12 protein-coding genes are annotated in these 10,391 nt (G+C 63.2%); 7 read left to right on the top strand and 5 right to left on the bottom strand.

Annotation, left to right across the window (positions count from 1 at the left end; translation table 11 throughout):
• Positions 1 to 203: 203 nt before the first annotated feature.
• Positions 204 to 572 carry a DUF6713 family protein gene (locus ACVOLZ_RS21570; RefSeq protein ID WP_481517919.1) on the bottom strand — a complete coding sequence of 123 codons (369 nt, stop codon included), beginning with the start codon at positions 570 to 572 and terminating at the stop codon, positions 204 to 206.
• 140 nt (positions 573 to 712) lie between these two features.
• On the opposite strand from ACVOLZ_RS21570, the gene ACVOLZ_RS21565 reads away from it, so the two are divergent.
• Positions 713 to 1,339, top strand: coding sequence for a hypothetical protein (locus ACVOLZ_RS21565; RefSeq protein WP_481517918.1), 627 nt, complete (start codon positions 713 to 715; stop codon positions 1,337 to 1,339).
• On the opposite strand, the gene ACVOLZ_RS21560 is transcribed toward ACVOLZ_RS21565, so the two are convergent.
• A complete protein-coding gene (locus tag ACVOLZ_RS21560; RefSeq protein WP_481517917.1) occupies positions 1,336 to 1,755 on the bottom strand; it encodes a GNAT family N-acetyltransferase in 420 nt (139 codons plus the stop codon). The two genes, ACVOLZ_RS21565 and ACVOLZ_RS21560, sit on opposite strands and share 4 nt — an antisense overlap.
• Positions 1,755 to 2,258, bottom strand: a complete 504-nt coding sequence (gene smpB, locus ACVOLZ_RS21555; protein WP_481517916.1) for an SsrA-binding protein SmpB — start codon at positions 2,256 to 2,258, stop codon at positions 1,755 to 1,757. Before smpB ends, ACVOLZ_RS21560 begins: the two co-directional genes overlap by 1 nt.
• 56 nt (positions 2,259 to 2,314) lie before the next feature.
• On the opposite strand from smpB, the gene ACVOLZ_RS21550 reads away from it, so the two are divergent.
• Positions 2,315 to 2,743, top strand: coding sequence for a type II toxin-antitoxin system RatA family toxin (locus ACVOLZ_RS21550; RefSeq protein WP_481513579.1), 429 nt, complete (start codon positions 2,315 to 2,317; stop codon positions 2,741 to 2,743).
• A gap of 3 nt (positions 2,744 to 2,746) precedes the next feature.
• A complete protein-coding gene (locus ACVOLZ_RS21545; protein ID WP_481517915.1) occupies positions 2,747 to 3,004 on the top strand; it encodes an RnfH family protein in 258 nt (85 codons plus the stop codon).
• A gap of 21 nt (positions 3,005 to 3,025) precedes the next feature.
• Here ACVOLZ_RS21545 and ACVOLZ_RS21540 read toward each other — a convergent pair whose 3' ends face one another.
• The gene (locus tag ACVOLZ_RS21540; RefSeq protein WP_481513581.1) at positions 3,026 to 3,415 is read right to left on the bottom strand and encodes an outer membrane protein assembly factor BamE; all 390 of its coding nucleotides are present in this window, start codon (positions 3,413 to 3,415) and stop codon (positions 3,026 to 3,028) included.
• A 104-nt stretch (positions 3,416 to 3,519) separates the two neighbouring features.
• Here ACVOLZ_RS21540 and fur point away from each other — a divergent pair, with 104 nt between their 5' ends.
• The gene (gene fur, locus ACVOLZ_RS21535) at positions 3,520 to 3,930 is read left to right on the top strand and encodes a ferric iron uptake transcriptional regulator (RefSeq protein WP_282271992.1); all 411 of its coding nucleotides are present in this window, start codon (positions 3,520 to 3,522) and stop codon (positions 3,928 to 3,930) included.
• Between the two features lie 613 nt (positions 3,931 to 4,543).
• On the opposite strand, the gene recN is transcribed toward fur, so the two are convergent.
• The gene (gene recN, locus ACVOLZ_RS21530) at positions 4,544 to 6,211 is read right to left on the bottom strand and encodes a DNA repair protein RecN (protein ID WP_481517914.1); all 1,668 of its coding nucleotides are present in this window, start codon (positions 6,209 to 6,211) and stop codon (positions 4,544 to 4,546) included.
• Between the two features lie 184 nt (positions 6,212 to 6,395).
• Here recN and grpE point away from each other — a divergent pair, with 184 nt between their 5' ends.
• From grpE to dnaJ, 3 genes are all read left to right on the top strand, one after another.
• Positions 6,396 to 6,911: a nucleotide exchange factor GrpE gene (gene grpE, locus ACVOLZ_RS21525; RefSeq protein ID WP_481517913.1), complete on the top strand. Its 516-nt coding sequence runs from the start codon at positions 6,396 to 6,398 to the stop codon at positions 6,909 to 6,911.
• A gap of 145 nt (positions 6,912 to 7,056) precedes the next feature.
• Positions 7,057 to 8,973, top strand: coding sequence for a molecular chaperone DnaK (dnaK, locus tag ACVOLZ_RS21520; RefSeq protein ID WP_481517912.1), 1,917 nt, complete (start codon positions 7,057 to 7,059; stop codon positions 8,971 to 8,973).
• A gap of 126 nt (positions 8,974 to 9,099) precedes the next feature.
• Positions 9,100 to 10,227, top strand: coding sequence for a molecular chaperone DnaJ (dnaJ, locus tag ACVOLZ_RS21515; protein WP_481517911.1), 1,128 nt, complete (start codon positions 9,100 to 9,102; stop codon positions 10,225 to 10,227).
• Positions 10,228 to 10,391: the final 164 nt, after the last annotated feature.

Genomic DNA, 10,391 nt, shown 5'->3' with positions numbered 1-10,391 from the left:
GTACAAACCGCCGGCAAACCCCCCCCCTCGGTACGGGGTGGGGGGTTTTTTTTTTTTTTGGGCGGGGGCGGCCCGCCTCGGCCTAACCGCGCCACGGGCCCCCCCCCCCCCGCGCAAAGGCGTTGATTCATTGGGCGCTGTGGACGATGTTCTGACCAGGGCCTCGCTCGCAAGACAAATGCTGCAGGGGAGAGCCTGAAGAGTCACACGCGTGAATTGGGGTTTTGGCGGGCCTTTAGCAAAAGGCCGGTGCCGCTTACCAGACAGGCGACGATGGTCGCGATGGATAGCGGCAGGCCGAACTGCTGGTTTCCTACGGCGGCAAAGCCGGCATGGAGCAGGGCGGTCAGAACACCAATGCCGCCGCAGAGCAGGGCGTAGCGTATTGCTTGTGGCGTGCCAAGAATGACCTGCCGATAGCCGTGGAGCAGCAGGCCAACTGCCAGCGCGTTGAACAGCAGGAAGCCTTGTATGCCGCCAGGTACATGGAACATGTCCCATTCGTGCCAGTAGGCGGCATCTATCTGGTGAACGATCAGCGACAGCAGTGTTGCGGTGTACCAGCGATCCATCGTCAAAGAGCTCCTTGGTGGGGCGCCAGTCTAGTCAACTATCTTCACAACTACTCGCAGGTTCGACGTCGCATCAGCTTGAAGGCGCCGAGTGAGACTTAACGCTGCGCCGACCTTTCTGCGACGTCCGCCACCGGACCATGGCCGCCATCAAGTTCGTTCAGGTGAGGGTGGTCATGCAGCAGCGCGGTTTGCGCAGCCTGCGATTGTTGGCTGGTGGAGTTGGGGCCGGGTTTCGGCGGCGCGCGCTGGCGCCGGTCACGTTCTATCTGGTGCTGGCGGTTGTGGTGTTGATCACGGCGTGGCTTGGACGCAGCCATTGGCCGCAGCTTGCGCCGCTGGTGCTGCTGCTTTGTGCCGGGTTGCTGGGCTGGGTGCGGCAGGTGCGTCGACGTTGGCTTGGCGTCTATCTGTTGGCGGCTGTGTTGCTGTTGTTGCTGCAGTCGTCTTGGTCCGGGATTGCCGCCGCCGGGGTGGAGCGGGTAGCTGTCGTCGCGATGGCGTTGGGCTTGGCTCAGCTGCTGGTCCATACAGCGCGGGTGTTGCGGTTCGCGCGCGCGCTGCAACTGCAGGTTGATGGTCTGGACGATGCTGCAATTCTTGCCTTGCTGCCGCCGGAAGCTGCCGAGGATGCGCGGCAATGGTTGGGCGGTGATCAACGCAAAGTTGCTGAGTTGAGCGAAGTGGTCAGCTTGAGTGTGCTGTACGCGGCCTTGCAGTCGCCCGGTGCCCAGCGGCGCGATCTGCGTCGGATACTGATGGGTTAAAGCGTCTTGCGCAGGTAGATGCGCTCATGGCCGGGTGGAAAGTCGGGCAGTCGCCCGAAAACCTCATAACCGTGCCGGAGATAGAACCCTTCGGCCTGCCAGTCGAAGGTATCCAGCACAACGCTGTGCGCGCCTGCAGCCTTGGCTTGTTGCTCAGCCTGTAGCAGAAGTTGGCTCCCCAATCCCTGGCTGCGCAGCTCCGGATCAACCCACAGCACATGGATGGCGAGCCAGCCGGCGCAGATGTCGCCGAGCAATCCGCCGCGCAGGGCTCCGTGCTGGTCGTGGCTGGCCAGCTGCAGTGGCAGCTCGTCAAAACTATTGCCGCTGGCCTTGCGATTGAAGGCCAGCAGCTGCGCACAAAGCGCCTGCACATCCTGCGCGCTGGCTGCCTGAATCGCGCGCGGTGCAGACATCAGGCGTTGCGGTTATGGGCACGCATTGCGCGCTGCTTCTCACGGTCCCAGTCGCGTTCCTTGGCGGTGTCGCGCTTGTCGTGATTCTGCTTGCCCTTGGCCAGCGCGATCTCGATCTTGATCTTGTTCTTGCTCCAGTACATCGCGGTAGGCACCAGCGTGTAGCCGTCGCGCTCGACCCGGCCGATCAGTTTGTCGATCTCGCGACGGTGCAGCAGCAGCTTGCGCTGGCGGCGGTCTTCCGGAATGGTGTGGGTAGAGGCTTGGATCAACGGGGTGATCTGTGCGCCGATCAGGAAGATCTCGCCATCGCGCACATAGGCATAGGCGTCGGTCATGTTGCCGCGGCCGGCGCGGATCGCCTTGACCTCCCAGCCCTGCAGCACCAAGCCGGCTTCGACCCGATCTTCCAGGTGGTATTCGTGGCGCGCGCGCTTGTTCAACGAGATGGTTTTGTCGGCCGTCCCGTTCTTTGCTTTATCCTTGCTTTGTTTCGTGCTCATTTCCGTATTGTCTCCGATTCGGGGGCTTCCCGAACACTTTCTGTATCTGTATCGCCATGACAACCATTCGTCGCAGCGCGCTGGTCGAACACTCCGCCGAGCGCATGTTCAATCTGGTCAACGATGTCGCCGCCTATCCTGGCCGGTTCCGCTGGTGTGACAAGGCGGAAATTCTGGAGCAGGGCGAGGAGCGGCTGGTTGCCCGGCTGGATCTGGGGCTGGGTTCATTCCGTACCTGGTTCATGACCGAAAACACGCTGCAACGCCCGCACAGCATCGATATGAAGCTGCGCGAAGGCCCGTTCAAGCGCCTGCACGGCCGCTGGGAGTTCCATTCCCTGTCCGAAAGTGCCTGCAAGGTCACCTTGGAGCTGGAGTTCGAGCCGACCTCGCGGCTGCTCGGGCCGGCCTTGGCGCTGGGCTTCCAGGGTTTGGCCGATCGCATGGTCAACGACTTCGTGCGCGTGGCCGATCAGGAAGCCTGAGCGATGCGGGTAGAGGTGGTATTGGCCTGGCCGGACCGTTACCAGCAGCGTCAGCTGGAGCTGCCAGAGGGCTGCACGGTTGCCGATGCGGTGGCCGAGGCGGCCCTGGATGGCGCTGCCGAGGTGGTGGCAATCGCGGTGCACGGCGTGCTGGTGCGTCCGCAGCAGCTGCTGCAGGACGGTGACCGGGTGGAGCTGCTGCGCCCGTTGCTGGCCGACCCCAAAGAAAATCGCCGCCGGCGAGCGCGCGGCGGCGATTGATCTTGCGGCGGCTGCGTTGGATCAGCGGCCCTTTTTCTTGTCCTTGGCCAGGTTGCGGCCGAACTGGCGCACGCTGTTGCGTGCCAGGTCGCCGTCCTGGGTCGGGAAGTATTCGCCTTCCCAGCGGGTGACCTGGTCGTTCTCGAAGAACACGACGAAGTTTTTCACTTCGGTCTTGCCCAAGCGGTTCACGCGCTGGCTGGCGGTGTAGTCCCAGCGCTGGGCGTGGAACGGGTCAGCGATGGACGGCGTGCCCAGCAGCGCATTGACCTGCTGCTTGCTTTGGCCGACCTGCAACTGCGCCACGGACTGTTCACGGATCAGGTTGCCCTGATAGATGGGCTGCTTGTAGATGATGCCGCAGCCAGTAGTGGACAGGGCGACAACGGCGATCAACAGGAGGTTGCGCATTAGGTAGGGCAGTTGAGGAAATCAGGTCGATGATACACTCCCCGGCACCCAGCGCGATCTGACCGGAGATAACTGGCGTTAAACCGCCAATGAACACGATGGCTATGGAATCCAATGACCTGCGCAAAGTCGGCCTGAAGGTTACGCATCCGCGGATGCGCATCCTTGCCCTGCTTGAACAGAACACCCCCCAACACCACCACCTCACTGCCGAGGACATCTACCGCCAGTTGCTTGATTGCGGTGATGAGATCGGGCTGGCCACGGTCTACCGTGTACTGACCCAGTTCGAAGCGGCTGGGCTGGTCCTCAAGCACAATTTTGAAGGCGGCCAGGCTGTTTATGAGCTGGACCGTGGCGGCCACCACGATCATATGGTGGACGTGGACTCGGGCAAGATCATCGAGTTCGAAAGCCCGGAAATCGAGGAGCTGCAGCGGAAGATCGCGGCAGAGCACGGTTTCGAGCTGGAAGAGCACTCGTTGGTGTTGTACGTGCGTAAGAAGCGTAAGTAAGGTTTTGGCGGCACGGCCCTTGGGCTGTTGCTTCTGAATTGAAAACACCGGCCAATGGCCGGTGTTTTTGTTTGTGTCCGGCCCTTTGCCAAAGGCCAAGCGCTTGGATGTAGTGCCGAGCCATGCTCGGCAGGGGCTTTCCCAAGGCACTGTCAGAGTCGTTGTAGTGCCGAGCCATGCTCGGCAGGGGCTTTCCCAAAGCACTGTCAGAGCCGTTGTAGTGCCGAGCCATGCTCGGCAGGGGCCTCGCCGACAAGGCGTCAGCGGGAGGTGCTTCCGCTTTGAGATCTGCTCCCTCCCTTTCGCGCAGCGAAGGGGAGGGTTGGGGAGGGGTGCTTTTGGAGCAGAGCCTCAAGAGCCAAGAGCTGCCCTCACCCCAACCCCTCTCCCGCAGGCGGGAGAGGGGCTTTAGAGCCACGGCGAGATCCAAAGCCACAGCCAGATCCAAAGCCAAAAGCCAGATCCAAAACCAAAGCCAGATCCAAAACCAAAGCCAGATCCAAAACCAAAGCCAAAGCCAAAGCCAAAAGCCAAAGCCAAAGCCAGAAAGCAAAGCCAAAGCCAGAAAGCCAAAGCCAAAGCCAGAAAGCCAAAGCCAGAAAGCCTCCCGGCCTCAGGCTTCCGTCAGCAGCTTCCGCGCCGCAGCCCGCGCTTCCTTGCTGACCTCCGCACCGCCCAGCATCCGCGCAAGCTCTTCCTCGCGGCCCTTGGCATCCAACAGCTCAACCGCGCTCTGGGTTATACCTTCCACCGGTGCCTTGCTTACCCGGTAATGCGCATGGCCCTTGGAGGCGACCTGCGGCAAATGGGTCACGCACAACACCTGCCGGCGCTCGCCCAAGGCGCGCAGCTTCTTGCCGACGATGTCGGCAATCGCGCCGCCAATGCCGGAGTCCACTTCGTCGAAAACCATCGTTGGCACTGCATCCAGGCCCAGTGCGGCGACTTCGATGGCCAGGGAAATGCGCGACAACTCACCACCCGAGGCCACTTTGCGTAGCGCCCGGGCTGGCTGGCCGGCGTTGGCGGCGACCAGGAATTCCACCCGCTCGGCACCATTCGGGTCCGGGCGCAGCTGTGCTTGCGGCTCCAGCTCGATCCGGAACTGACCGCCGCCCATGCCCAGCTCGCCGATCAGCGTGGTGGTGGTGTTCGAGAGCGAGGCGGCGGCCGCTTGGCGGCTGTTGGAAAGGATCGCGGCCACGGCTTGCCAGCGGGTAGCGGCCTTGTCGATCTCGCCGGCCAGCTTGGCCAGGCGCTCGTCGGCGCCGCGTAGTTGGTCCAGCTCGGTTTCGAGGCGGTCGCGGGTGGCGGCGAGCTCTTCCATCGGCACGCGATGCTTGCGGGCCAGATCGTGCAGGCGGCTTAGGCGGCGCTCGATGTCTTCAAAAGCTTCCGGGTCGCTGTCCAGGTCGTCCTGGACCCGGTCCAGCTGGGCCAGCGCTTCGTGCAGTTGGATACCGGCGGCATCAAGCATGGCGTCGACTTCGCCGAGGCGGGCGTCGTGCTGGCTGACCCGGCCCAGTTCGTGGCGCACCTGCTGCAACAGCGACAGCAGCGAAGGGCCGTCTTCATCGCCATTGAGCAGGCCGCCGGCGCGCTGGCAGGCTTCAATCAGTGCGGTGGAATGGGCCTGGCGGCGGTGGCTGGCGCCCAGCGCGACAATCGCCGCAGGCTCCAGGTCTTCGCGCTGCAGCTCGCCGAGCTGGTGCTCAAGAAAGCCGATCCGGTCGGAGACATCGCCTTGCTGGGACAGCACATCGCGCTCGTCCAGCAGCGTCTGCCATTGCGCCGCAGCGCTGCGCACAGCACTGCGCTCAGCCTCATTGCGGGCGAACGCGTCGAGCAGGGCAAGCTGGCTGGGCCGCGACAACAACGCCTGCTGGTCGTGCTGGCCGTGGATCTCGACCAGAAAGCCGGCCAGTTCGGATAGCTGCGACACCGGGACCGGGCGGCCATTGATGAAGGCGCGGGAGCCGCCATCGGCGCGGATCACCCGCCGCAGCTGGCATTGTTCTTCGTCGTCGAGCTCGTTGTCGCGCAGCCAACTGCGCGCCGGGGCGTCGTCGTCCAGGCTGAATTCGGCCGAGAGCTCGGCGCGGCTGGCGCCGTGGCGGACCACGCCGGAGTCGGCGCGCAGGCCGGACAGGAAGCCTAACGCGTCCACCATCAATGACTTGCCGGCGCCGGTCTCACCGGAAACGACAGTCATGCCTGGGCCGAACTCGAGTTCGGTGGCGCGGACAACGGCAAAATCCTTGATCGATAGATGTCTGAGCATGGCTGGCAGGTCTAGGGGCCGCGCAAAGCTAGCATGCGGGCCGGGCAGGTCAATGTAGGACAGGCGATGGCCGGCCCAGATTAGGAACAATGCGTCTCATGGAGTGAGCCGGAGCCTTGAAACTTTCGGTACAGCCCACATACGGGTCGGGGTAGGCGGCAGAACATCCGCCAAGGAACCGAAAATGAACCAAGAGCACACTGAATTCGACCCCGAGAACGCCGCCATGGGCGGTGACGACGCGCACCACGACCAGATCGAGGCGCTGCGCGCCGAGCTGGAGCAGGTCAAGGCCGAATCGCTGCGCGAACGCGCCGATCTGGAGAACCAGCGCAAGCGCGTGGCCCGTGACATCGACCAGGCCCGCAAGTTCGCCAACGAGAAGCTGCTTGGCGCGTTGCTGCCGGTGTTCGACAGCCTCGATGCAGGCTTGGCTGCCGCTGGCAGCGAGCCCAATCCGCTGCGCGAAGGTATGGAACTGACCTACAAGCAGCTGCTCAAAGTAGCCGCTGACAACGGTCTGGTCCTGCTGGACCCGGCCGGCCAGGCCTTCAATCCGGAGCATCACCAGGCCATCAGCCAGGTGCCGGCGCCGGCAGGCGTGGCCCCGGGCGCGGTAGTGACCGTGTTCCAGAAGGGCTACCTGCTCAACGAGCGCCTGCTGCGGCCGGCGCTGGTTGTGGTGGCCCAGGCCGACTGATCGGCCGCGCTGGCTGGCCGCTGCCTAAATCAGGCGCGGCCGCCGGCAAACAGTGTTTCGGGGATGACTTGAATGTCATCAGGTCCTTCCCCATATCCCATTCATCCCCGGCGGCTGCCGGCAAACGAATACTCAGGAGTCCCCCATGGGCAAGATCATTGGTATCGACCTCGGCACCACCAACTCGTGCGTGGCGATCATGGACGGCGGCAAGGCCCGCGTCATTGAAAACTCGGAAGGCGACCGCACCACGCCCTCCATCGTCGCCTACACCAAGGACGGCGAAGTACTGGTGGGTGCCTCGGCCAAGCGTCAGGCCGTCACCAACCCGAAGAACACCTTCTACGCGGTGAAGCGCCTTATCGGCCGCAAGTTCACCGACGCCGAAGTGCAGAAGGACATCGCCCACGTGCCGTACGGCATCCTGGCGCATGACAATGGCGACGCATGGGTACAGACCAGCGATGCCAAGAAGATGGCACCGCAGGAAATCTCTGCCCGCGTGCTGGAAAAGATGAAGAAGACCGCCGAAGACTTCCTCGGTGAAAAGGTCACCGAAGCGGTCATCACCGTGCCGGCTTACTTCAACGACAGCCAGCGCCAGGCAACCAAGGACGCAGGCCGTATTGCCGGTCTGGACGTCAAGCGCATCATCAATGAGCCGACCGCGGCTGCCCTGGCCTATGGCCTGGACAAGGGTGACAACAAGGACCGCAAGATCGTTGTCTACGATCTGGGCGGCGGCACCTTCGACGTGTCGATCATCGAGATCGCCAACGTCGACGGCGAGAAGCAGTTCGAAGTGCTGGCCACCAACGGTGACACCTTCCTGGGCGGCGAAGATTTCGACAACCGCGTCATCGAATACCTGGTTGAAGAGTTCCAGAAGGACCAGGGCATCGACCTGCGCAAGGATCCGTTGGCTCTGCAGCGCCTGAAGGACGCCGCTGAGCGCGCCAAGATCGAGCTGTCGTCCGCGCAGCAGACCGAAGTGAACCTGCCGTACGTCACTGCAGACGCTTCCGGTCCGAAGCACCTGAACATCAAGCTGACCCGCGCCAAGCTGGAAAGCCTGGTCGAAGAGCTGATCAAGAAGTCGATCGAGCCGTGCCGCGTTGCGTTGAATGACGCCGGTCTGCGTTCGAGCGACATCAGCGAAGTGATCCTGGTCGGTGGTCAGACCCGCATGCCGAAGGTGCAGCAGGCTGTTACCGAGTTCTTCGGCAAGGAACCGCGCAAGGACGTCAACCCGGACGAAGCCGTGGCACTGGGTGCTGCGATCCAGGGCGGCGTGCTGGGCGGCGACGTCAAGGACGTGCTGCTGCTGGACGTGACCCCGCTGTCGCTGGGTATCGAGACCATGGGTGGCGTGTTCACCAAGATCATCGAAAAGAACACCACCATCCCGACCAAGGCCTCGCAGACCTTCTCGACCGCCGAGGACAACCAGTCGGCCGTGACCGTGCACGTCCTGCAGGGTGAGCGCGAGCAGGCCCGTTACAACAAGTCGCTGGCCAAGTTCGACCTGTCCGGCATCGAGCCGGCACCGCGCGGCATGCCGCAGGTTGAGGTGTCCTTCGACATCGACGCCAACGGCATCCTGCACGTGTCGGCCAAGGACAAGAAGACCAACAAGGAACAGAAGGTCGAGATCAAGGCCGGTTCGGGTCTGTCCGAGGAAGAGATCGCACGCATGGTCGCCGACGCGGAAGCCAACCGCGAAGAAGACAAGAAGTTCCAGGAGCTGGTGCAGACCCGCAACCAGGCTGACGGTCTGATCCACGCCACCCGCAGCGCCATCACCGAGCATGGCAGCAAGGTTGGCGGCGACGTGATCGGCAAGGTTGAAGCCGCACTGGCCGATCTGGAAACCGCAATGAAGGGCGACGACAAGGCGCAGATCGAAGCCAAGTCGAAGTCGCTGGAAGAAGCCGGTCAGGCGTTGTTTGCCGCCGCTTCTGCCGGTGAGCAGGGCCCGGCTGCGGGTGCCGATGCCGGCGCCCAGTCCAATGACGACGTAGTGGACGCTGAGTTCACCGAAGTCAAAGACGACAAGAAGTAAGGCTGGGAATCGTGAATGGGGATTCGGGATTCGGAACTGCGGTTCCGGGTTCCGGATCCCTTTCCGGCATCTGCAAGTCAGCTGCTGTCCTTAACCCCGAAAACCCGACTCTGAAACCATGTGCCGATGAAACGCGATTATTACGAAGTACTGGGCGTAGCCCGCACCGCAACCGATGAAGAGCTGAAGAAGGCCTATCGCCGTTGCGCGATGAAGCACCACCCGGACCGCAACCCGGGCGATGCTGCCGCTGAATCTGCCTTCAAGGAGTGCAAGGAGGCGTACGAAACCCTGTCCGACGGCAATAAGCGGCGCATGTATGACGCCCACGGCCACGCTGCGTTTGAACACGGCATGGGCGGTGGTGGCGGTGGTCCGGGTGGTCCGGACATGAACGATATTTTCGGCGACATCTTCGGCAATATCTTTGGCGGAGGTGGCGGCGGTCCGCGCCAGCCGCGTCGCGGTGCCGACATCGGCTACGTGATGGAGCTGGACCTGGAAGAAGCGGTAGCTGGCGTTGAACGCCGCATCGAGATTCCGACCCTGGCCGAGTGCGGTGATTGCGACGGCAGCGGCTCGGAAGACCGCAAGGTCGAGACCTGTAATGTCTGCGGTGGTCGCGGCCAGGTGCGCGTGCAGCGTGGCATCTTTGCCATGCAGCAGGCCTGCCATAACTGCGATGGTCGCGGTCAGATCATCAGCAAGCCGTGCAAGACCTGCCACGGCAACGGTCGCATCGAAGAAGACAAGGTGTTGTCGGTCAAAGTGCCGGCAGGCGTGGACACCGGTGACCGCATCCGCCTGCAGGGCGAAGGCGAGGCCGGCCCGGCTGGTGCCCCGGCGGGCGACCTGTACGTGGAAGTGCGCGTGCGCGAGCATGCCATCTTCACCCGCGATGGCGACGACCTGCACTGCGAAGTGCCGGTGCGTATCTCGCAGGCAGCGCTGGGCGACGCGATCCGCGTGGCAACCCTGGGCGGCGAAGCGGAAATCCGTATCCCGGCCGAGACCCAGACCGGCAAGCTGTTCCGCCTGCGTGGCAAGGGCGTCAAGTCGGTGCGCAGTCGCACCGAAGGCGACCTGTACTGCCGCGTCGTGGTGGAAACCCCGGTCAACCTGACGGCCGAGCAGCGCAAGTTGCTGGAGCAGTTTGAAGCCACCTTCAGTGGCGACGAAGCGCGCAAGCACTCGCCGAAGTCGGCGACTTTCATCGATGGTGTGAAGGGCTTCTGGGAACGCATGAAGTCCTGATGCGTCACCTGTAGTGCCGAGCCATGCTCGGCATTGGCCTTACCGGAAAAATGTCCCCTGTAGTGGGGGGGGGGGGGGCGGGGGGGGGGGGGGCGCCCGGCGACCGCCCCCCCCCGCCCCGCCGCGCAACGCAAAAAAAAAAAAAAAAAAAAAAAAGATGAAGT

The sequence above is a fragment of the Stenotrophomonas sp. STEN020 genome, assembly GCF_056760195.1.
This window is presented reverse-complemented; position numbering and strand designations above follow the sequence as displayed.